Below are 22342 nucleotides of genomic sequence, written 5' to 3'. Positions count from 1 at the left end.
TTTCCTTATTTGATCAATCTTTCATCCACCAGGTTCTTCACCACACTGGGATCGGCCAGCGTGCTGATGTCGCCGAGCTGGTCAGGCAGGTTCTCGCCGATCTTGCGCAGGATGCGGCGCATGATTTTCCCGGAGCGGGTCTTCGGCAGGCCGGGCGCCCACTGCAGGTAGTCCGGCGTGGCGATCGGGCCGATCTCCTTGCGTACCCATGCCACCAGTTCCTTGCGCAGTTCGTCGCTGCCCTGTTCGCCGGCGACCAGCGTGACATAGGCATAGATGCCCTGGCCCTTGATGTCGTGCGGACAACCGACCACGGCGGCTTCGGCCACCTTCGGGTGCGACACCAGGGCACTCTCCACTTCGGCGGTGCCCAGGCGATGGCCGCTGACGTTGATCACGTCGTCGACGCGGCCGGTGATCCAGTAGTAGCCGTCCTCGTCACGGCGCACGCCGTCACCGGTGAAGTAGTTGCCGGGATAGGCGCTGAAATAGGTCTCGATGAAGCGCTGGTGATCGCCATACACCGTGCGCATCTGGCCCGGCCAGGAATCGGTGATCAGCAGGTTGCCCTCGGTGGCGCCTTCCTGCACATCGCCGTTCGTGTCGACGATCGCCGGCTTGATGCCGAAGAATGGCAGCGTGGCGGAACCGGGCTTGGCGTCGATCGCACCGGCCAGCGGGGTGATCAAAATGCCGCCGGTCTCGGTCTGCCACCAGGTGTCGACCACCGGACAGCGCTCGTCACCGACCACGCGGTAGTACCACTCCCAGGCTTCCGGGTTGATCGGCTCGCCGACCGAACCGAGCAGGCGCAGCGAGGCGCGCGAGGTTTTCTTCACCGGTGCCTCGCCCTCGCGCATCAGCGCGCGAATCGCGGTCGGCGCGGTATAGAACAGGCTGACCTTGTGCTTGTCGACCACTTGCCAGAAACGGCTGAAGTCCGGGTAGTTCGGTACGCCGTCGAACATCAGTGTGGTCGCACCGTTGGCCAGCGGGCCGTACACCACGTAACTGTGACCGGTAACCCAACCAACGTCGGCCGTGCACCAGTACACGTCGTCCTCGCGCAGATCGAACACCTGTTCATGCGTATAGCTGGTGTAGACCAGATAGCCGGCCGAGGTGTGCAGTACACCCTTCGGCTTGCCGGTGGAACCGGAGGTGTACAAGATAAACAGTGGATGCTCTGCCTCCATAGGCTCAGCCGGGCATTCGGCCGTCTGGCCGTCCATCAGGTTGTGCCAGTAGCGGTCGCGTGGCGACTGCATCGGTACCGCGGCGCCGGTGCGGCGCACCACGACCACCGTTTCCACGCTGTTCGTGCCCGGGCGTTCCAGTGCGGCATCCACGTTCGCCTTCAGCGCGATCTTCTTGCCGCCACGCACGCCTTCGTCGGCGGTGATGACGAGCTTCGCGGCAGAATCGGCGATACGACCGGCCAGCGAGTCGGGCGAGAAACCGCCGAAGACCACCGAATGCACCGCGCCGATGCGCGCACAGGCAAGCATCGCCACCGCCGCTTCCGGGATCATCGGCAGGTAGACCGCCACGCGATCACCCTTGGCGACGCCAAGGTTCTTCAGCGTATTGGCAAACTTGCACACTTCTGCATGCAGCTCGCGGTAGGAGATGCGTCGCGAGTCGTTCGGATCGTCGCCCTCGAAGATGATCGCCGTCTTGTCGCCACGCTCGGCGAGGTGGCGGTCCAGGCAGTTCGCGGACACGTTGAGCTGGCCGTCCTCGTACCAGCGGATGTGCAGATCCTTCGGGTCGAACGAGACGTCCTTGATCTTCGTCGGTGGCTTGATCCAGTCCAGTCTCTTGCCGATACGCCCCCAGAAGCCTTCCGGGTCACTGACCGATTCGGCGTACAGCCGCGTGTAGTCGTCGTGGCGAACGCGCGCCGCGGCGGCAAACGCGGGGTTGACCGGATAAAGCTTGGACATGACTGGCCTCCTGCTGGCGGGATATCGAACGTGGCAACTCGGAAACCGCAGCAGGCGCCAACGCCCGGCGGAACTTGAAGTTCGAGTGTAGCCCGATCCCCGCTGGGGTTGCGGCGGCGACCGGCGTCGACTTTGGTCGAACTTCGACCAATGGCGAATAGTCGCGCGCGCCGCAGCATGGCCATGCTCGGCCCGACTTTGACCTCGGGGAGATGCACGCATGACGACGCGATTTCCAAACCGTTACACCGCGCTCGCCCTGAGCATGGCGTGTGCGTTGCTGTTGCCGTTGGCGGCCCATGCACAGAGTGACACGCGCGAACAGCAGCTCGAGCAGCGCGTGGCGCAGCTGGAGCAGCAACTGAATGAACTGAAGGCGATGATCCAGGCGCAGAAAACGGCGCCGGCGCAGACGGCACCGGCACCTGCCGCGCCTGCACAGAACGTGGCTGCTGCGCCGGCGCCCGCGGCGCCGACCTTCACCAGTGCCCCGGGGGTGTCGGTGGCCCTGCACGGATTCATCAGCGCGACGGCTTTCAGCCAGAACCGGAACTTCACCTATGGCAACGGCCAGAATGCCGAGTATCCGATCGCGGGTTCCAGCGGATCGCTTAGTGGTGTCGATGTGCGCAACACGCGTTTCTGGCTCGATTTCAGCGGTGCGAAGTTCGCCGGTGACTGGACCGGCGGCGGCCGCATCGAGATGGATTTCTTCGGCGGCTTCAACGGCACCGGCGCCTACAGCCAGCAACAGCCCACACCACGCCTGCGCCAGGCTTACATGGACCTGACCAATCCCGAGACCGGCAGCACGATCCGGATCGGTCAGCAATGGGAACTCATGTTCCCGCTGGACAATGTCTCGACGTCACTCGCGCATATCGCTTTTCCGCTCGGCTTCGGTACCGGCATGATCGGCTGGCGCTTCCCTGGCGTGGTGTGGATGCAGGATCTCAACCACGGTACGTCGGGCCCGAAGTGGCGGCTGGATCTCGGTGCGTTCGAGGGTTCGTGGAACGGTCCGGACGGTGCGGTGAACAACACCAATTTCCTGACCGCCGGCAATGTCGGATTCCGGCCGCAACTCGAGGCGCGCCTGCACGTGCAGGACAAGGACTGGCTGGCCTATGCGGTCGCGCACTACAGCGAGGTCGACCTGCGGGGCGTGAGCGGCACCACGCCGACACCGGTGCAGAGCACGGTGAAGAGCGTGGGCTACGAAGTCGGCGGCCAGTGGAAGCCGGGTCCGTGGATGTTCAAGGGCCTCGTCTATACCGGCAAGGGCCTGGGCGAGATCTTCGGCGACATGTCCCAGTTCGGCGACATCAAGGACACCGGTGGCTATCTGCAGGCGGGCTACAACTTCACGCCCCACTGGAGCGCCAATGCGTTCTACAGCATGAGCAAACCGAATACCGATGACGTGATCCGCTGGATGGGCAACGGCGCGACCGGCCTGCTCAGGAACCGGCAGACGGCATTGAACGTGCAATACGCCGCTGGCGCCTATGAGCTCGGTGTTGAATGGGTGTATGACAAGCTCGACTCGACCAGCGACGGTGTGAACCGCAAGACCACCAGTGGCAACCAGGTGAGCGTCAGTGCGCTGTATCACTTCTGAGCCCGACGGCAGCGCCGCTGCCCGTCGCCACACGCAGTTCCGATTCACCGATGGGGAGATTTGCAGATGAGCAACGCCGAGACGCAGCTGAAGTTTTCCAATCCGGCCCCGTTGGGCCTGGCCGGTTTTGCGCTGACCACCTGGCTGCTGAGCATGATCAATGCCGGCTGGTTCAGTGGCGACGCGATGAACATGGTGCTGGCCTGTGCGCTCGCCTATGGCGGCACCGTGCAGATGATTGCCGGCGTGATGGAATTGCCGCGCGGCAACACGTTCGGCACCACCGCCTTCCTGAGCTACGGGGCATTCTGGTGGTCGTTCGCGCTGTTCGTGCTGTTCCTGCACGACAAGGTGCCCCCTGCATTCGTCGGCTGGTATCTGTGCCTGTGGGGCGTGTTCACGTTCTACATGTGGCTGGCCACGTTCCGCGCGCCGCGTGCGTTGCAGCTGGTCTTCCTGGTGCTGTGGATCACCTTCTTCCTGCTCGCGGCGGGCGAGTGGACGGGCGTGGCGGCGCTGCATACGGCGGGTGGCTATGCCGGGTTGCTCACGGCGGCACTGGCGTTCTACTTGTCCGCGGCCGAGGTGATCAACGAATCGCAGCAACGCACGGTGCTGCCGGTGGGGGCGCCGCGCGCCGCCTGAGTCAGTGGCGTCGATGCATGCGATGAAAGCCGGCACACCTCAGCGCGAGGTGTGCCGCGCCACGCGAAACTGCTGCACGCGGCGGTCGTCGGCTTCGGTGACATGGAACAGGAAACCGCCGATCGCCACTTCCTCGCCGACCTCGGGCAGGTGGCCGAACTCCGAGGTGACCATGCCGCCGACGGTGTCGTATTCCTCGTCGGAGAATGCGGTGCCGGCCTGTTCGTTGAAATCCTCGACCGGGGTCAGCGCGCTGACCAGCCAGTCACCGCCGGGCTGCTCGTGCATCAACTCGGGCTCGTCGTCGTCATGCTCGTCGTCGATCTCGCCGACGATCTGTTCGAGCACGTCCTCGATGGTGATCAGGCCGGCGACGCCACCGTATTCGTTGACCACCAGCGCCATGTGGTTGCGCGAACGGCGGAACTCGTCCAGCAGCACGTTCAGGCGCATCGATTCGGGAATCAGCACCGCCGGGCGCAGGATCGCGCGAATGTCGAAATGCTCGGCGGCGCCGAAGAACTTCAGCAGGTCCTTGGCCAGCAGGATGCCGAGGATCTCGTCCTTGTCCTCGCCGTGCACCGGGAAACGCGAATGGCCCGATTCGACCACGGTGGCGAGGATCTCGGTCAACGGCGACTCGGCCGCGAGCATCACGATCTGCGCGCGCGGCACCATCACATCGTCGACATTGAGCTCGGTGACCTTGATGGCACCCTCGACCATGGTGAGGGTGTCGACGGACAGCAGTCCGTTGGTCTGGGCGGCGCGCAACTCCTCAAGCAGTTCGCTGCGGTTGCGTGGCTCGCCGGAAAACATGTGGCCCAGCCGGTCCCACCATGTGCGGTGTGCCGGGCCGTTGGTACTGCCAGGGTCGTCGTTCATTCACTGTTGGAGTGCTGCCCGCAAGCGGGCGGTATCCACGAGTCTAGCGGAAAATCCGTGACAATTCAGAGCACAAGCCTGCGCCAGATAGCCACGGAGAACGCTCAGGCGTAGGGATCGGCGATGCCGAGGTCGGCCAGGATGCGGGTTTCCAGGGCCTCCATCGCCTCGGCTTCGGTGTCTTCCATATGGTCATAGCCGAGCAGGTGCAGCACGCCATGGATGGTCAGGTGGGCCCAGTGATCGCGCGCGGCCTTGCCCTGTTCGGCGGCTTCGCGCAGCACCACCGGGGCGCAGATCGCCAGGTCGCCAAGCAGTGGCAGCGCCACGCCGGGTGGCAGCTCGGCCGGGAATGACAGCACGTTGGTGGCGTAATCCTTGCCGCGATAATCGCGGTTGAGCGTGCGCCCTTCGTCGGCGTCGACGATACGGATCGCCAGCTCGGCTGGCTTGCGGCGCCTGGCGCCGCGCAGTGCCGCTTCCACCCAGCGACGGAAACTCGCCGGTGCGGGCAGGCCGCGGCGCGGCACCGCGTAGCCGACGGCGAGTGCGACGTCAGCGCGCGGCCGGCTCACTGCCGTCCTCGTCCTTCTGCTCGAACGCTTCGTACGCACGCACGATCTTCGCCACCAGCGGATGGCGCACCACGTCGCGCGAGGTGAAGAAGGTGAAGCTGATGCCGTTGACTCCGCGCAGCACTTCGATCGCCTGACGCAGGCCGGAACGGGTGCTGCGTGGCAGGTCGACCTGGGTCACGTCGCCGGTGATCACCGCCACCGTGCCGAAACCAATCCGGGTGAGGAACATCTTCATCTGCTCGACGGTGGTGTTCTGCGCCTCGTCGAGGATCACATAGGAATCGTTCAGCGTGCGGCCGCGCATATACGCGAGCGGTGCGATCTCGATCACGTTGCGCTCGATCAGCTTGGCCACCTTCTCGAAGCCGAGCATCTCGTACAGCGCGTCGTACAGCGGGCGCAGGTACGGGTCGACTTTCTGCGACAGGTCGCCGGGCAGGAAGCCGAGCTTCTCGCCGGCCTCCACCGCCGGGCGCACCAGCAGCAGGCGCTGCACGCGGTTGGCCTCCAGCGCCTCGACCGCGCTGGCCACCGCCAGGTAGGTCTTGCCGGTACCGGCCGGGCCCACGCCGAAATTGATGTCGTGGCTGGCGATCGCGTGCAGGTAGCGCGCCTGGTTCGGGCCGCGGCCCTTGATCACGCCGCGCTTGACCTTGATCGCCACCTCCTGCGCGCCCTCGGCCGCATCGGCGGTGATCGCATCGATGCCTGATTCGGCCAGGTGCAGGTTGATCTTCGCCCCGGTCAGCGCCTCGTTCTCGGTGACGACGTACAGGGCGCGCAACACTTTCTCCGCCGCCCTGGTGGGAGCGTCCTCGCCGATCACCTGGAAGATGCTGCCGCGGTGGTTGACCTCCACGCCGAGACGCAGTTCGATCTGGCGCAGGTGCTCGTCGAACGGTCCGCACAGGTTGGCGAGGCGGCCGTTGTCTTCGGGATCGAGGGTGAAATCGCGCTGGTTGAGTTCGCTCATAGGCGTGCGAGAGTAGCGCGCCGCCTGTGCGAGGGCCACCGCGGCATGGCCAGCGGTGGCCCGGATCGGACGGGAACGCTCAGGCTCAGGCGCGCTTGATCAGGCCGATGATCACCAGCAGCACGATGGCACCGATCATCGCGTAGACGATGCTGGTGACGATCGGGCTGCCGAGACTGAAACCGATGCCCAGCATCGGCAGCAGCCAGCCGGCGAGGAAGGCGCCGATGATGCCGACCACGATATTGCCGAGCAGGCCGAAGCCGAAGCCGCGAACGATCAGGCCGGCGAGCCAGCCAGCAATCGCGCCGATGAGCAGAAAGACGATCAGGCCGGATAAAGTCATCATGAACTCCCAGGTTTGCACAGGTGGTGCCGGACGGCACCGCGTCAGCACAAGCGTCCGTGTTCCGCTGTGCAGTGATCGTGATCGAATGGTGATCTGCCGGCTCATCGCGGTACACGAGATGCCGCGATCCGCGCGCCAACGCTGGCGCTATGCTGGTTACCGGATTCGCACGACGACCTCGGGGGACCACCGATGAGTGCCGCACCAAGCTATGTCCATGGCGGAAGTTCCCAGCCGCTGCTGGGCGACACGCTGGGCGCACTGGTCGACCGCATCGCCGCCGCCCACCCCGAGCGACCGGCGCTGGTGGTGCGCGCGCAGCACGTGCGGATGAGCTATCGCGAATTCCACGCCGAGGTGGAGCGTGTGGCGGCTGCCCTGCTGGCGCTGGGACTGCAGCGTGGTGACCGCGTCGGCATCTGGTCGCCGAACCGGGCCGAGTGGGTGGTGCTGCAGTTCGCTGCACCGAAGGCCGGGCTGATCCTGGTCAACATCAATCCGGCCTATCGCGCGCACGAGCTGGAATACGCGCTCAACAAGATCGCATGCCGTGCACTGGTGTTGCCGCGCCGCTTCAAGACCTCGCGCTACCTGGACATGCTGGGCGAGCTGGTGCCGGAACTGGCCGTCAGCATCCCCGGCCAGTTGAATGCGACACGACTGCCGGCGCTGCGCGAGGTGATCCTGCTCGACGACGAAGCGGCTGCGGGCACGCGCAGCTGGCAGCAGCTGGCAGTGCTCGGTGACGCCGCGGCGCTGGCGCAGTTGCATGCGCTGGAGCCGGAACTGGGCTTCGACGATCCGGTGAATATCCAGTTCACCTCCGGCACCACCGGCGCGCCGAAGGGCGCCACGCTGACCCATCACAACATCATCAACAACGGCTGGTTCATCGGCGAGGCGATGCGCCTCACCGAGCAGGACCGGCTGTGCATCCCGGTGCCGTTCTATCACTGCTTCGGCATGGTGCTGGGCAACCTCGCCTGCGTGACCCATGGCGCCTGCATGGTGATTCCCGGCGAGGGTTTCGACGCGCTGGCGACGCTGGAAACGGTGATGGCGGAACGCTGCACCGGGCTGCATGGCGTGCCGACGATGTTCATCGCCGAGCTCGAGCATCCGCGCTTCGCCGAGTTCGACCTGGGCAGCCTGCGCACCGGCATCATGGCCGGCTCGCCCTGTCCGACCGAGGTGATGCGCCGCGTGGTCGTCGACATGCACCTGGCCGATATCACCATCGCCTACGGCATGACCGAGACCAGCCCGGTGAGTTTCCAGACCGTGCCCGACGACCCCCTGGAGCGCCGCGTCGACAGCGTCGGGCGCGTCCATCCGCATCTGGAAGTGAAGCTGGTCGACGAGCAGGGTCGCGTGGTGCCGCGTGGCGGGACGGGCGAACTGTGCACGCGCGGCTATTCGGTGATGCTCGGCTACTGGGACGACCCGGTGCGTACGCAGGAGGTGATCGACCGGGCCGGCTGGATGCACACCGGCGATCTGGCGGTGCTTGACGCGGACGGCTATTGCAGCATCGTCGGCCGGCTCAAGGACATGATCATCCGCGGTGGCGAGAACGTGTATCCGCGCGAGATCGAGGAATTCCTCTACACCCATCCGAAGGTTCAGGACGTGCAGGTGTTCGGCGTGCCCGATGCGAGGTTCGGCGAGCAGGCCTGTGCATGGATACGCCTGCGCGAAGGTTGCGCGGCCAGCGAGGCCGAGATCCAGGATTACTGCCGTCATCACCTGGCCTATTACAAGGTGCCGCACTACGTGCGCTTCGTCGACGCGTTCCCGATGACGGTGACCGGCAAGGTGCAGAAATTCCTGATGCGCGAGGCGATGACTGCCGAGCTGGCCGGCGTGTCGCGCTGAAAGCAGCGGCCTTACTGCGCAGAGCGATCGCCATCGTGACCGAGCGGGTTCTTGCCTTCGCGCAGTCGCATCAGGTCGTACTCGGACAGGCTGTCGCCGCGCGAACTGCCGGCGATGCGCGACTGCGCGAACGCCAGCGTGGTGGCGATGATGCCAGCGAGGCCCACCAGCAGCCAGAAGCCCCAGGCACCGGCACTGTGGCGGGTGAAGCACAGCACGAAGGCGAACAGGGTGAGGACGAACAACAGCCAGCGCATGATGGGCCCCTGACACATGGAACATGCCGCCTGCCGCGGCCGGACCGGCGCATGATAACGCTGCCGAAGCGAGCCCGGCAGGCGCTGCATCACACGGACGAAAGATGTCGCGGCGGCTGAGACATCAGCGCGGAAAACTGTGCCGATGGACGATTCGCTGCCACCGCCAACCCCGCACGATCAGGCTCAGTCGAGCCGGATGATCAAGGGCCGTGGCGCCGCCTCCAATCCCGAGGGCCGTTTCGAGCATATCCGCCACCAGGCCGAGGCCGACGGCTGGTCGCGTGAACTGCTGGACGAGGATGCGCCGCGTCCGCGCACCGAAGTCACGGAAGAACACGCGCGCAGCGTGATCAGCCGCAACGATTCGCCGGATATCGCTTTCAGCCAGGCGATCAATCCGTATCGCGGTTGCGAACACGGCTGCATCTACTGTTTCGCGCGACCCTCGCACAGCTATCTCAATCTTTCGCCGGGGCTGGATTTCGAGACCAAGCTGCGCGCGAAGGGCAATTTTGCCGAAGTGCTGCGTGCCGAGCTGGCCAAGCCCGGCTACGTGATCAGCCCGATCAATATCGGCAGCAATACCGATCCGTACCAGCCGATCGAGAAGCGCTGGCGGCTGACCCGCGCCGCGCTGGAGCTGCTATCCGAATGCCATCACCCATGCACCATCGTTACCAAGAACGCGCTGGTGGAGCGCGATCTCGACATCCTGGTACCGATGGCGCGCGAACGGCTGGTGCAGGTATTCGTCTCGGTCAATTCGCTGGACAACCACCTGGCCGCGAAACTCGAACCACGCGCCAGCGCGCCGCATCGGCGGATCAAGGCGATCCGCACCTTGGCCGAGGCCGGCGTGCCGGTCGGCGTGCCGGTGGCGCCGATCATTCCGGCACTCAACGACAAGTACATGGAGGCAGTGATGGGCCAGGCCGCCGAGGCCGGCGCGCGCTGCGCCGGCTACACCACCCTGCGCCTGCCGTACGAACTGAAGCAGTTATTTCGCGAGTGGCTCGCCCTGCACGCACCGCAGCGTGCCGAACACGTGATGAGCCTGGTGCAGCAGATGAACGGCGGTCGCGACTACGACAGCAACTTCGCCACCCGCATGCGCGGCCAGGGCGTGTTCGCCGATCTGCTGCGCCGCCGTTTCGAGATTGCTTGCCGCAAGCACGGCTTCGGTCGGGCGCGCGAATTGCAGCTCGATACCTCGCGCTTCGTGCCGCCGCGAAAGCCCTCACCGCAAGGTGAGTTGTTCTGAGCGCGAAGGGGGCATTGCGAACATGATCGAGTGAACGTGGCACCAACGATGTCTGACGCCTATGGCGGCGGTCAGCTCCGGTGGTGCCACGCTTGGCTCACTTCGTCGCCGGCAGATATTTCTCGAACCAGCCCAGCGCCCGCTGCAGCACGTCGCGCTGATGGGCGGGATCGACGAAGTGGTGCCCTTCGTTCGGATAGACGACCAGCGAGGTCGGCACGCCCTGCGCGCGCAGCGCATGCCACATCTCGAACGATTGCGGTGCCGGGCATTCGGCATCGCGATCGCCGACCACGATCAGCATTGGCGTCTTTACCTGCTTGATGAAGTTGATCGCCGAGCTCTTCGCGTACACCGCCGGATCGTCGTACACGGAGGCGCCGAAGAACGGCGGCATCCATTGGTCGATCAGGTTCTCGCCGTAGTAGCTCTGCCAGTTGGAGATGCCGGCACCGGCCACCACGGCGCGGAAGCGCTGGGTCTGGGTCGGCGCGAACATGCTCATGAAACCGCCGTAACTCCAGCCGGTGAGGCCGAGGCGCTTGTCATCGACCGGGAATTTTTTCTCCACGGCGTCGATGCCGGCGAGGGTGTCGCGCAGGTCGCCGTAGCCGAAGTCCTTGCGGTTCGCCTGCACGAATTTCTCACCCTGACCGTAGCTGCCGCGCGGGTTCGTCATCAGCACGAAATAGCCCAGTGCGGAAAGCGGTGCGCCGCCGTAGCCCACGCCCGGCCAGCTCGGTATCACCGCGCTGGACGGGCCGCCGTGCACGACCACGATCATCGGATAGGTCTTCTTCGGATCGTAGTCGGCCGGATACAGCAGCCAGCCCTGCACATGGAAACCTTCGTTGTTCCATTCCACCGATTCGGACTTGCCCCAGGCCGGTTTCAGTGCGGCATTGATCGAGGTGACCGCTGGCGGTGGCGTGCTGCCGAGTGCGCCGGCATGCACCTCCGGCGCAGCGGTATAGGAACTCTGGATGAAGGCGATCCGCTGCTGGTCGCGTGACAACGACATTGCCAGCGCCGCGGTGCCGTCGCCGACGTTGGCCGGCAGTGTGAACCACACTTTCTGCTGGGTCGCACGGTCGCCGTGCACGGCATAGTCGGCCAGCTGCACCTGGCCGTTGCTGATCTGGTTCACCCGCAGCGATTGTGGGCTGCTCCAGCTGAGCCACGACGGCGTGACGTGGATGCCGGGCGTGAGATTGCCGAGCGTGCCGCCCGCGCTCGGCACCGCATAGATGTCGCCGCCGGTGGCGCCCTGGTCGCTCATCAGGCCGCCGATGAAGGCGATCCGCGAGCCGTCCGGCGACCAGCGGGGCAGCGCGATCTGCAGGCCATGCAGCGATCCGCTGCGGGCATTCGCGGGGTCGACCAGCACGGTCGGGGCGGCATCGGCTTGCGCCGGCTGCACGTAGAGTTTGGCGATCCACCAGTTGTTGTCGCCGGGTGGTGGGGCGGCGGTATAGGCGATCCGTGAACCGTCCGGCGACCAGTCGAATTCGTACGCATACATGCCGGCCGGGGTGAGCTCATGCAGCGTGCCACCGGCGATGTCGATGCTGGCGACGTGCTGCACTTCCACACCGGTCACACCCACTTCACCCGCCGCAGGTTTGGCTGGCGCCAGCGCGCTGGCGTGGCGGGTGGCGCCGGGGACATACAGGAAGCCGAGCGATTTGCCGTCGGCGGTCCATTGCAGCGCGCGTGCGTAACCCTGCAGCCGGGCCAGTCGTGCGGGTGCGTCGTTGCCGGTGATGTCCGCCAGATAGATGTCGTTCTGCATCACCTTGGTGCTGGTCAGGTCGATGCTGCAGTTGGACACGAACGCGAGATGGTGCGAATCGGGCGCCCATGCGATGCCGGATTCGGCGCAGCTGCCGGGCTTCGCCGCCGCACTCACCGCATGCACGTGGCTGCCATCGGCCGCAGCCACCTCGATCGTCGACTTGCCCTCGCGCTCGATCACCCAGGCCAGTTGTTTGCCATCCGGCGAGATCGCCACTGCTTCGATCGGCTGCACCTTGGTCAACTGGGTCAGCAGTTGCTCGATGCGTGGGTCGACATGGGCCGGCTCGGCGAACACCGCAGGTGTCAGCACCATGGCGAGCAACAGCAGCGGGACTGGCAGGGACGGACGTTTCAGCATGAGGTGTTCCGGCGCGGGAAAATCATCACGCTACAACCCGATCTCACATACGCCAAGTGCAGGACGGCATGGCCGGGCGGGCATGATCAGTGAGGCGGTGCTGCCGGCGCGACGGCTGCCTCGCGTGCCGCGGTCATCGCGGCGAGCTTGGCGCGGATACCCGGAATCGCCGCCAGCGCCGCCTTCTCGCCTTCGAGGATGGCCTGGTTCTTCTGCTCGAAATCGGTTGGGCCGATGCCGCTGATATTGGGCCGGATCACCACGTCGGCGCGCGCCATTTCCTGCGCGCCAAGCTGCTGGCCCATGATCGCGATGGTCTGCCCGACGATGTTGACCATGCCCTGCGGATTGCTGCCATTGGGCTTGGTCGAGATGTCCACGGCGATGACGAAGTCGGCGCCGAGCTGACGCGCCGCGTCGACCGGCACCGGGCTGACCACGCCGCCGTCGACATAGTGTTTGCCGTTGATCTCGGCCGGCTCGAACACGCCGGGAATGCTGGACGAGGCACGCACGGCCTGGCCGGTGTTGCCGCGCACGAACACGGTGCGCTGGCCGGTCTCCAGCTGGGTGGCAACCGCGGCGAACCGGATCTTCAACTGCTCGATCGGCTGCCGATGCACCAGCTGGTTGACGTAATCCTGCAGCGCCTGCCCCTGTACCAGGCCGCCGGAGAACAACCGCACGTCGCGGATCTTCGTTTCATCCAGGCCGAACGCGGTTTCCTGCAGGGTGAACGCATCCATGCCGCTGGCGTACAGCGCACCGACCACACTGCCCGCACTGGTGCCGGCCACCACGTCCGGATGGATGCCGCTGGCTTCCAGCATCTTGATCACGCCGATGTGCGCGAAGCCCTTGGCGGCACCACCGCCGAGCGCGAGGCCGATCTTCAGCTTCACGGGAGCCAGCGGTGGCACGATGACCGGCGGTGCCGGCGTGGGTTTGCTACCGCTGAAGCAGGCACTCAGCGCGAGCGTGGCGAGCAGCGGCAGCAGGTAGCGGCGAAATGACATCGGCGGTGTCGCGCTTAGAGGGTAGATATGGAGGTGAGTCTATGCCCTGGTCATGGCGTGACCAGGGCATGAAACGGGCCATGCGCTTGCGCCCTCTCCAAGGGAAGAGGGCACTGCCGTATCAGCCCTGCGCGCCGTCGGCTTCGAGGTGGTAATGCGTGGCCACCTCGACTTCCTTCTTCGAGCCGAGGAACACCGGCACGCGCTGGTGCAGCCCGGTCGGCTGCAGTTCCATGATGCGTTCGCGCCCGGTGGTCGCCGCGCCGCCGGCCTGCTCGATGATGAAGGCCATCGGGTTCGCCTCGTACATCAGGCGCAGCTTGCCGCCCTGCTTGAGGATCTTCGCGTCCAGCGGGTAATAGAACACGCCGCCGCGGGTCACGATGCGGTGTACGTCGGCCACCATCGAGGCGACCCAGCGCATGTTGAAATCCTTGCCGCGCGGGCCTTCCTTGCCGGCCAGCAGCTCGCCGATATAACGCTGCATCGGCGCCTGCCAGTGGCGCTGGTTCGACATGTTGATGGCGAACTCGGCGGTCTCTTCCGGGATCTTGATACCGCGCCGGCTCAGCGTGAAGCTGCCGACCTCGCGGTCCAGGGTGAACTCGTGGGTGCCGTGGCCGAAGGTCAGCACCAGCACGGTGGCCGGCCCGTACACCACGTAGCCGGCGGCGAGCTGGGTGGTGCCCGGCTGCATGAAGTGTTCGGCCTTCGGCTCGGTGACATCATCCGGGCAGCGCAGCACCGAGAAGATCGTGCCCACCGAGATGTTCACGTCGATGTTCGACGAACCATCCAGCGGATCGAACAACAGCAGGTGGTTGCCCTTCGGATAGCCGTCCGGGATCTGCTGCGGGTCTTCCATCTCCTCCGAGGCGCAGGCAGCGAGGTGGCCGCCCCAGGCGTTCGCTTCCAGCAGGATCTCGTTGGAGATCACGTCCAGCTTCTTCTGCGCCTCGCCCTGGATGTTCATGCTCAGCGCATCGTCGCTGCCGGCCATGCCCAGCACGCCGCCGAGCGCCCCTTTGTTGGTGGCCACCGCGATGCGCTTGCAGGCGCGTGCGACCACCTCGATCAGCAACGAGAGTTCGGCATTGATGTGGCCGGCGCGGCGTTCCTCGATCAGGAACTGGATCAGCGAGATGGGCTTCATGTCGGGTCCGTGGCAGAAGGAACGCCTATTGTCCCGGCTCTCGCTGAACGGCGCCAGCAAAAGTCATGGCATTCGTAAAAGCCATGACACCAGTAAAAGCCGTCATTCCTGCCTGCGCCGGAATGACGAGCACAGACCCATTGCTGACACTACGTTGGCAGCAGGGGCTGCGCATGCTGTACGTCCACAGCGGAGGGACACGACATGCGCGATACGGTCTATTACCTGGTATTTGACGGCTTTGCCGACTGGCAGGCCGCACTGGCCCTGTGCGAAATCCGCCGCCCGGGTGATTGGCAGGTGCGAACGGTGGGCTTCTCGCGGGCGCCGGTGGTTTCGATGGGCGGCCTCATCGTGCAGCCGGAACTGTCGCTGGCCCAGCTCGATTCCCGGTGTGCGGCGCTGCTGATCGTGCCCGGCGGTCACCTGTGGCAACGCGGCGAAGGCGAGCCGGCCGTGGCCGCCATCCGCAAGTTGCATGCAGGCGGTGCGCCGGTGGCTGCCCTCGACAGCGGTGTGCTGGCGCTGGCCCGCGCCGGCCTGCTCGACGCTTGCCGACACACGGGAAACTGGCCTGGTCAGATTGTCAGCCAGGTGCCCGGCTATGCCGGTGCCGGGCAGTACGACAGCGGGGTGCTGGCGGTCAGCGACGGCGGCACGATCACCGCCAGCCACCTCGGCAGCGTGGAGTTCGCCCGCGAGGTGATCCACACGCTGGATCTCTACAGCCCCAGCGACCGCGAGCACTGGTATCGACTGTTCAAGCACGCCCAGCTGCCGCCGTGGTGCGTGGGCGAAACCCTGGCTGCGGCATGAGGACACCTGCATGAATCCGATTCTGCAACGCACCCTGATGGCCTATCGGCCGCTTTGTCTGCGCGGCCTGCTGATGGATGGACAGTACCGCTGGCCGGCTACAGATGCTTCGAACGAGCGGCAGGAATCGTCGCCAGCTGGCCAACCTCGCCGGCGCATGCTGCTGGCCGCGCTGACAGGCCTGCATCACGGCAACTTCTTCAAGCGGAGCAAGTCATGAACAAGACCTATCACGGCAGCTGCCATTGCGGTGCGGTGCGTCTCGAAGCGACGATCGACCTCGCCGCCGGCACCGGTCGCTGCAATTGCTCGATCTGCAGCAAGACACGGTCGTGGGGCGTGATCGTGAAACCGGAGGCGTTTCGCCTGCTGTCGGGAGAGGATGTGCTGTCCGACTACCAGTTCGGTTCGAACAGCATGCATCACCTGTTCTGTCGCCATTGCGGCGTGCGTCCGTTCGGTCGCGGTCATCTTGATGTGCTCGGCGGGGACTTCTACAGCATCAACCTGGCCTGCCTCGACGATGTCGAGCCGCAGGAGCTGATCGATGCACCGCTGCACTACTCTGATGGTCGTGCCAACAACTGGCAATCGCCGCCTGCCGAGACACGGCATCTTTGATCGTCATAGCCCTGGTCGCCATAGCGAGAAATCGCCATGAATCCGAAAGTCACGTTCTTCCATGCCCCGAACAGCCGTTCCGGTGGCGCCCGGGCGCTGCTGGAGGAACTCGGCATACCGTTCGACATGCACGTGCTGAACTTCAAGAAGGGCGAGCAGCGCCAGACGGAATATCTGGCGGTCAATCCGATGGGCAAGGTGCCGGCGATCCGTCATGGCGATGCACTGATCACCGAACAGCCGGCGGTGTTCATGTATCTGGCCGACCTCTACCCCGAAGCGGGACTGGCCCCGCCCATCGGCGATCCGCTGCGTGGTCCGTACCTGCGCTGGCTGGTGTTCTACGGTTCGTGCTTCGAACCGGCACTGGTCGACAAGTCGATGCAGCGCGAGCCGGCGGCACCGTCGACCTGCCCGTACGGCGACTTCGACACCATGCTGAAGACGCTCACCGACCAGCTCGAAAACGGGCCGTACCTGCTCGGCGACACTTTCAGCGCGGCCGACGTGCTGTGGGGCACCGCCTTGAACTGGACCACGATGTTCAAGCTGGTGCCGGAACTGCCGGTGATCCGCGCGTATGTCGATCGCGTACTGGCGCGACCTGCGATGCAGCGCGCCGCGGCGAAGGATGCCGAGCTGGCAGCCGCGCAGACGGCCTGATTTCGATGGGTTCGATGTAAAAGGTTTGATGCCATGAACCGCAACAGGCGTGACGTTCGGCGCTGTTCGGCATCGTCCGTCTCGGCGATGATGTACGGATGCGTCGTGCCGATCGATTGTTCCTCATCATCCATGCCTTGCGTGGTCGCCGGACTGCGCTGCAGGCACGCTCGCTGGCGCAGACGCTGGGTGTTTCGTTGCGCACGGTGTACCGCGACGTGGCCGACCTGCAATTGTCCGGCGTGCCGATCGAAGGCGAAGCCGGCGTCGGCTACGTGCTGCGCAAGGGTTCGGACATCCCGCCGCTGATGTTCACCGCCAACGAGCTTGAAGCGCTGGTGGTCGGTTCGCGTTTTGTACGCGCGTTCGCAGGCACCCATCTGGCTGAAAGCGCGCAGTCCGCATTGCTGAAGATCGAGGCGGTGCTGCCGCCCGAACTGCGTGAGCGCTCGGCGCGAACGCGCATCTATGCGCCGATCTGGCGCAACCAGGGCAAGGCCGATTTCGCCGCGCGGATCGACCAGCTGCACGCGGCGATCGAGGCGCGCCACGTGCTGCAGATCGAATACAGCGACGAGGCCGGCAGCACCAGCACGCGCGAGGTCGAACCGTTGTGCCTGGCGTTCTGGGGCGGCAAGTGGACGCTGGGCACGTGGTGCCGGTTGCGCGAGGGTTTCCGCAATTTCCGCCCCGACCGCATTGTCCTTTGCACGGCATCCGGCGAATGCTTCGACGAGCATCCGGACCGCAATCTGGATGCCTATCTGCAATCGGTGGGCGGTCACTACGTCGGCATGGAATAGTCCTGCTATCGCAGGAAATTTCGCGTGACACATGACGCCATCATCGTGCCGGCTCGGGTACGCTCGGCAACACTGCGTCTGTCCGAGGGAGTCGAGCCATGTCGTCAGGTCTGCATCATCCGTTGTTGTCGATCGCTCCGGCCAAGCTGCGGCCGACCCAGCTGACCGTGGGCAAGGCCGAGGTCGCGGCCAAGCGCACGGAGTGGAAGGAGCTCGGCAAGAAGAAGCGCAAGGAACTGCTCGAATCGCACTGGTTTCCCGGCGTGCTGGGGCCGAAGCATCAGGTCTATATCGTCGACCACCATCACCTTGGCCTGGCCTTGCTGGAAGAGCGCGTGAAGAGCGTGCCGGTGATGATCCAGCGCGATTTCTCCTGGCTGGAGCCGGCGGTGTTCTGGCGCACGATGGAGTTCAACCGCTGGGCACATCCGTACGACCAGCACGGCACCCGCACCGACTACACCACGATCCCGGCCAGTCTCACCGGCATGGCCGATGATCCCTACCGCACGCTCGCCGCGCGGGTACGCATGGCCGGCGGCTGTGCCAAGGACGCCGTGCCGTACGCGGAATTCCTGTGGGCGGACTTCTATCGCCGCCATCTGAAACTTCCAGGCGGCAAGATCAGCGCGAAGGTGATGCAGCAGGCGCTGCTGCTTGCTCACAGCCACGACACGGCGTACCTGCCTGGCTGGAGCGGGACGATCGAATGAGCGCGGGCGCGGCACCCGCGGTCGCCCCGGGCTTCACGCCTGGCGTCGATGTGCTGGCCGGGCTGTCGATCGCAGGCCTGCTGCTGCCCGAGGCGGTGGCGTATTCGGGCATTGCCGGATTGCCGCCACAGGCGGGCGTGATCGCGTTGCTCATCGGCCTGGTTTGCTATGGCCTGCTCGGCCGCAGTCGTTACGCGATCGTCTCGGCCACCTCGTCCTCGGCGGCGGTGCTGGCCGCCGGCACGCTGGCGCTGGCCGGGCCGGAGGCAGTGTCGCGCGCCGCGGTGGCGGCGACCCTGGTGCTGCTTACGGGTGGCTGCTTCCTGGTCGCCGGTGCGGCGCGTCTTGGTGGACTCTCGCATCTGATTGCACGGCCGGTGCTGCGCGGTTTCACCTTCGGCCTGGCCTGCGTGATCGCGCTGAAGCAGTTGCCGAACCTGTTTGGTCTGCCAGGTCTGCACGGCGACTTCGTGCCGCTGTTGCTGGTGGCGCTGTTCAAATCCATCGGCCAGATCCAGCCGGCCACGATGGGCGCCGGTGTCATTGCCTTGCTGTTGCTGTTCCTGTGCGAACGGGTGCGGCGATTGCCCGGCAGCCTGCTGGTGATCGTGCTGGGTGTGGCTGCGTCCGGCTGGCTGGCACGGCACGGGGTGGCGCTGACCGGTGCGATCAATCTCGCCCCGGACTGGGCGCTACCGGCATGGCCGTCGAGCAGCCAGTGGCTGCCCAGCATCGAGCTGGCCGCGGCCCTGCTGCTGGTGCTGTATGCGGAATCGTACGGGGCGATCCGCGCGTTTGCCCTGAAGCACGGCGATCCGGTCAACCCGAACCGCGACCTGCTGGTGATCGGCGTGGCGAACGCGTTGTCGGGACTGCTGCACGGCATGCCGCTCGGCGCAGGTTACTCCGGTACCTCGGCGAACGAGGCTGCCGGAGCGCGTTCGCGGCTGGCCGGGCTGGTTGCCGCAGCGACCATCCTGCTGATGGTGCTGCTGTTGCTGCACTGGATCGAGCGCATTCCCGAGCCGGTGCTGGCGGCGATCGTGATCCACGCGGTAAGCAAGTCGTGGCGGCTGTCGGTGTTCAAACCCTACCTGCAATGGAAGCGCGACCGGCTGGTGGCACTGGCCGCCGTACTGGCGGTGCTGGCGCTGGGCATCCTCAACGGTCTGCTGGCGGCGATCGCGTTCAGTCTGGTGATGCTGCTGCGCCAGCTCGCCACGCCGCGCATGAGCGTGCTTGGCCGGCTCGACGGCAGCCACGACTTCGTCAGCATCGAACGGCACCCACAGGCCGTGGCACCGGCGGGTGTGCTGATCCTGCGGCCGGAGGAACCGCTGTTCTTCGCCAATGCGGAATCGATCCTGGCGTTGGCACGGCAGCAGGTCGAAAGCAGTCCCGGCAGCCGGGTGGTGGTACTCAGCCTGGAGGAGTCGCCGGATCTGGACGGTACCGCGCTGGAGGCGCTGGCCGATTTCGCGACCTGGCTCGGCACGCGTGACATCATGCTGCGGGTGGCACGCCTGAAGGATGCCGTGCGCGAACTGCTGCTGCGTGCGGCACTCCCCCAGCTTTTGCCACAGGCGCTCAATTACTGGAGCGTGGAAGATGCCGCCAGGGCGGCTGCACCCGCGCCGCAACCGATGGGGAAATCTCTGCAGTGAAGATCATCACGGGCATGCAATGGCTGGTACTGGGTCTGGCGCTGGCGGCGCCGGCATGGGCGGCGCAGGACACCGATGCGCATTTCAGGCAGATCTACGGCACCGAGTGGGCCTGGCGCACCGGCCACGCCGGCGTCAGCGCGTCGGGCGAGTCGCAGCCCAACAATGGTCGGCTCGATGACGTCGACGCGACCAGCCAGCAGCAACGGCTGGATTACTGGCAGCACGTGCTCAAGCAGCTCGACGGCATCGATGTGGCGCAGTTGTCGCCGGAGGACCAGGTCAACTACGCGGTCTATCGGGAGCAGATCGGCAACTTCGTCGCCGACCAGAAATTCATGAACTGGCAGATGCCGTTCAACAGCGACTCGGCATTCTGGTCCGACATCGACTACGACCTTGGCAGCGACAAGCTGCGCACGGTCGACGACTACCGCAAGTATCTCGACCGACTCGACCAGATCCCCGCGTATTTCGACCAGCAGATCGCGAACATGCGCGCCGGCCTCAAGCGCGGTTTCAGCGTGCCGCGCGAGGTGTTGAAGGGGCGCGACGTGTCGATTGCCGCCGTGGCCGACCTGAAGGACCCGACCCAGAGCAGCTTCTACGCACCGTTCAAGCAGTTGCCGGCAACGATTCCGGCCGACCAGGCGCAGGCGCTGCAGGGGCAGGCTTTGCAACGCATCCGCGATGAGGTGATTCCCGCCTACGCGAAGCTGCTGGCCTTCTTCCACGACGAGTACGTGCCGAAGGCGCGCACCACCCTGGCCGCCGAGGCGATGCCGGACGGCAAGGCGTTCTATCGCCAGCAGATCCACGAATACACCACGCTGGACCTGAGCCCCGATGCGATCCACCAGATCGGGCTGGATCAGGTGGCGAAGATCCACGCGCAGATGCTCGACGTGATGCAGCAGACCGGCTTCAAGGGCAGCTTTGCCGACTTCCTGCAGTTCCTGCGCAGCGACCCGCAGTTCTACGCGAAGACACCGGACGAGCTGCTGATGCGCAGTGCCTGGGTGGCCAAGGAAGTGGACGGCCAGATGTCCAAATTCTTCGGCCATCTGCCGCGCGAGCGTTTCACCATCGAGCCGGTGCCGGCGGGGATCGCGCCGTATTACACCTCCGGCCGCGGCGGTCCGGACGTCTATCTGGTCAACACCTACGATCTGCCGTCGCGACCGCTGTACAACATGCCTGCGCTGACCCTGCACGAGTCCTATCCCGGTCACGCCCTGCAGCTGGAGCTGGCCGAGGAGGGCCACAGCCAGCCGGCGTTCCGCCGCAATGGCTACATCTCCGCCTACGGCGAAGGTTGGGGCCTGTACTCGGAATACCTCGGCAACGAGATGGGCATCTACCAGACGCCGTATCAGAAATTCGGCTTCCTCACCTACCAGATGTGGCGCGCCTGCCGGCTGGTGGTCGACACCGGCATCCACCACCTCGGCTGGACGCGCCAGCAGGCCATCGACTACCTGACCGTGAACACCGCATTGTCCTCGCGCGAGATTGCCAACGAGGTGGATCGCTACATCAGCTGGCCGGGACAGGCACTGTCGTATGAACTCGGCTACCTGAAGATCCTCGAGTTGCGTGCCAAGGCGGAGAAGGCACTGGGCGCGAAGTTCGACCTCCGCCACTTCCACGACACCGTACTCTCGACCGGCTCGGTGCCGCTGCCTGTGCTGGAGCAGCGCATCGACCGCTTCATCGCCGAGGGTGGCCCGGAGCCGGACTACGGTTGCGAGTGTGCGAAGGCGAAGGACGCTGCCGCGCACTGAGGCCGTACGACGGTTTCTGGCGCAAGATCTTGATATGAAGTAATATGTCGTCGTACTTCACGGAGAGAGTATCGCCATGACCGCTCATCCGACTCGCGTCGCCGAAATCTCGCCTCGCTACGCGGAGCCCATCGATACGCTGGCCGCCCCGGCCCTGCGCAGCTTCTTCCGCCTCGCCGAGCAGTGGAAGCTGCGCATCGCTGACCAGCGCAAGCTGCTCGGCGATCCGCCCGAATCCACGTTCTACAAGTGGAAGCGTCAGCAGGAGGGCAGTCTCGGCCGCGACACGATCGAGCGGATCAGCTACCTGCTCGGCATCTGGAAGGCGCTGCAGATCCTGTTCCCCGATCCGGCGCAGGCCGACGCATGGCTGCACAAGCCGAACCAGGCGCTATTGTTCGGCGGCCACTCCGCACTGGAACGCATGCTGTCGGGCAACGTCGCCGACCTGTACGTGGTGCGCCAGTACCTGGATGCGCAGCGCGGTTGAGCAGGACTTTGCAGGCGGTCGCGGCCGACGAGACGGGCTCTTGCGATGCTGATGGACGTGCGCTGCAGAAA

General features: G+C 65.4%; 22 protein-coding genes. 13 read left to right on the top strand and 9 right to left on the bottom strand.

What is annotated here, in order from left to right; genetic code table 11:
* Positions 1-5 precede the first annotated feature (5 nt).
* Entirely contained in the window at positions 6-1946 is a 1941-nt protein-coding gene (gene acs / locus ACYVKM_RS04990; RefSeq protein WP_460876256.1) for an acetate--CoA ligase, read from the bottom strand.
* Between the two features lie 220 nt (positions 1947-2166).
* On the opposite strand from acs, the gene ACYVKM_RS04985 reads away from it, so the two are divergent.
* Both ACYVKM_RS04985 and ACYVKM_RS04980 read left to right on the top strand, forming a co-directional pair.
* Positions 2167-3567, top strand: a complete 1401-nt coding sequence (locus ACYVKM_RS04985; protein WP_460876254.1) for a hypothetical protein — start codon at positions 2167-2169, stop codon at positions 3565-3567.
* A gap of 66 nt (positions 3568-3633) precedes the next feature.
* The gene (locus tag ACYVKM_RS04980) at positions 3634-4212 is read left to right on the top strand and encodes an acetate uptake transporter (protein WP_460876252.1); all 579 of its coding nucleotides are present in this window, start codon (positions 3634-3636) and stop codon (positions 4210-4212) included.
* A gap of 39 nt (positions 4213-4251) precedes the next feature.
* Here the strand turns inward: ACYVKM_RS04980 and ACYVKM_RS04975 are convergent, their stop codons facing one another.
* From ACYVKM_RS04975 to ACYVKM_RS04960, 4 genes are all read right to left on the bottom strand, one after another.
* Positions 4252-5097, bottom strand: coding sequence for an HlyC/CorC family transporter (locus ACYVKM_RS04975; RefSeq protein ID WP_460876250.1), 846 nt, complete (start codon positions 5095-5097; stop codon positions 4252-4254).
* A gap of 104 nt (positions 5098-5201) precedes the next feature.
* Positions 5202-5672 carry an rRNA maturation RNase YbeY gene (gene ybeY / locus ACYVKM_RS04970; RefSeq protein ID WP_460876249.1) on the bottom strand — a complete coding sequence of 157 codons (471 nt, stop codon included), beginning with the start codon at positions 5670-5672 and terminating at the stop codon, positions 5202-5204.
* A complete protein-coding gene (locus tag ACYVKM_RS04965) occupies positions 5653-6648 on the bottom strand; it encodes a PhoH family protein (protein WP_460876248.1) in 996 nt (331 codons plus the stop codon). The genes ybeY and ACYVKM_RS04965 overlap by 20 nt, the downstream gene beginning before the upstream one ends.
* 85 nt (positions 6649-6733) lie before the next feature.
* Positions 6734-6994 (bottom strand): GlsB/YeaQ/YmgE family stress response membrane protein, encoded by a 261-nt coding sequence (locus tag ACYVKM_RS04960; protein ID WP_077440920.1) that lies wholly within the window; start codon positions 6992-6994, stop codon positions 6734-6736.
* Positions 6995-7189: 195 nt separating this feature from the next.
* On the opposite strand from ACYVKM_RS04960, the gene ACYVKM_RS04955 reads away from it, so the two are divergent.
* Positions 7190-8872 carry an AMP-binding protein gene (locus tag ACYVKM_RS04955; protein ID WP_460876246.1) on the top strand — a complete coding sequence of 561 codons (1683 nt, stop codon included), beginning with the start codon at positions 7190-7192 and terminating at the stop codon, positions 8870-8872.
* Between the two features lie 11 nt (positions 8873-8883).
* Here ACYVKM_RS04955 and ACYVKM_RS04950 read toward each other — a convergent pair whose 3' ends face one another.
* Positions 8884-9129: a hypothetical protein gene (locus tag ACYVKM_RS04950; protein WP_460876245.1), complete on the bottom strand. Its 246-nt coding sequence runs from the start codon at positions 9127-9129 to the stop codon at positions 8884-8886.
* A gap of 145 nt (positions 9130-9274) precedes the next feature.
* On the opposite strand from ACYVKM_RS04950, the gene ACYVKM_RS04945 reads away from it, so the two are divergent.
* A complete protein-coding gene (locus ACYVKM_RS04945; RefSeq protein WP_460876243.1) occupies positions 9275-10393 on the top strand; it encodes a PA0069 family radical SAM protein in 1119 nt (372 codons plus the stop codon).
* Between the two features lie 97 nt (positions 10394-10490).
* On the opposite strand, the gene ACYVKM_RS04940 is transcribed toward ACYVKM_RS04945, so the two are convergent.
* From ACYVKM_RS04940 to ACYVKM_RS04930, 3 genes are all read right to left on the bottom strand, one after another.
* Positions 10491-12548 (bottom strand): S9 family peptidase, encoded by a 2058-nt coding sequence (locus ACYVKM_RS04940; protein WP_460876241.1) that lies wholly within the window; start codon positions 12546-12548, stop codon positions 10491-10493.
* Between the two features lie 86 nt (positions 12549-12634).
* Complete coding sequence (locus ACYVKM_RS04935) at positions 12635-13564, bottom strand: patatin-like phospholipase family protein (RefSeq protein ID WP_460876239.1); 930 nt, start codon at positions 13562-13564, stop codon at positions 12635-12637.
* 121 nt (positions 13565-13685) lie between these two features.
* Complete coding sequence (locus tag ACYVKM_RS04930) at positions 13686-14717, bottom strand: class 1 fructose-bisphosphatase (protein WP_460876238.1); 1032 nt, start codon at positions 14715-14717, stop codon at positions 13686-13688.
* 204 nt (positions 14718-14921) lie between these two features.
* Here ACYVKM_RS04930 and ACYVKM_RS04925 point away from each other — a divergent pair, with 204 nt between their 5' ends.
* From ACYVKM_RS04925 to ACYVKM_RS04885, 9 genes are all read left to right on the top strand, one after another.
* Positions 14922-15533, top strand: a complete 612-nt coding sequence (locus tag ACYVKM_RS04925; RefSeq protein WP_460876236.1) for a DJ-1/PfpI family protein — start codon at positions 14922-14924, stop codon at positions 15531-15533.
* Between the two features lie 10 nt (positions 15534-15543).
* A complete protein-coding gene (locus ACYVKM_RS04920) occupies positions 15544-15753 on the top strand; it encodes a hypothetical protein (RefSeq protein ID WP_460876234.1) in 210 nt (69 codons plus the stop codon).
* Complete coding sequence (locus tag ACYVKM_RS04915; protein ID WP_460876232.1) at positions 15750-16154, top strand: GFA family protein; 405 nt, start codon at positions 15750-15752, stop codon at positions 16152-16154. The genes ACYVKM_RS04920 and ACYVKM_RS04915 overlap by 4 nt, the downstream gene beginning before the upstream one ends.
* Before the next feature lie 36 nt (positions 16155-16190).
* Positions 16191-16817 (top strand): glutathione S-transferase family protein, encoded by a 627-nt coding sequence (locus ACYVKM_RS04910; protein ID WP_460876231.1) that lies wholly within the window; start codon positions 16191-16193, stop codon positions 16815-16817.
* Positions 16818-16915: 98 nt separating this feature from the next.
* A complete protein-coding gene (locus ACYVKM_RS04905; RefSeq protein WP_460876230.1) occupies positions 16916-17620 on the top strand; it encodes a helix-turn-helix transcriptional regulator in 705 nt (234 codons plus the stop codon).
* A gap of 98 nt (positions 17621-17718) precedes the next feature.
* The gene (locus ACYVKM_RS04900; RefSeq protein WP_460876228.1) at positions 17719-18333 is read left to right on the top strand and encodes a ParB-like protein; all 615 of its coding nucleotides are present in this window, start codon (positions 17719-17721) and stop codon (positions 18331-18333) included.
* Positions 18330-19997 carry a SulP family inorganic anion transporter gene (locus tag ACYVKM_RS04895; protein WP_460876226.1) on the top strand — a complete coding sequence of 556 codons (1668 nt, stop codon included), beginning with the start codon at positions 18330-18332 and terminating at the stop codon, positions 19995-19997. The genes ACYVKM_RS04900 and ACYVKM_RS04895 overlap by 4 nt, the downstream gene beginning before the upstream one ends.
* A gap of 14 nt (positions 19998-20011) precedes the next feature.
* A complete protein-coding gene (locus ACYVKM_RS04890; protein ID WP_460876535.1) occupies positions 20012-21781 on the top strand; it encodes a DUF885 domain-containing protein in 1770 nt (589 codons plus the stop codon).
* Positions 21782-21857: 76 nt separating this feature from the next.
* Entirely contained in the window at positions 21858-22271 is a 414-nt protein-coding gene (locus ACYVKM_RS04885) for an antitoxin Xre/MbcA/ParS toxin-binding domain-containing protein (RefSeq protein ID WP_460876224.1), read from the top strand.
* The last annotated feature ends 71 nt before the right edge of the window (positions 22272-22342 follow it).

The sequence above is a fragment of the Rhodanobacter koreensis genome (assembly GCF_054782855.1).
This window is presented reverse-complemented; position numbering and strand designations above follow the sequence as displayed.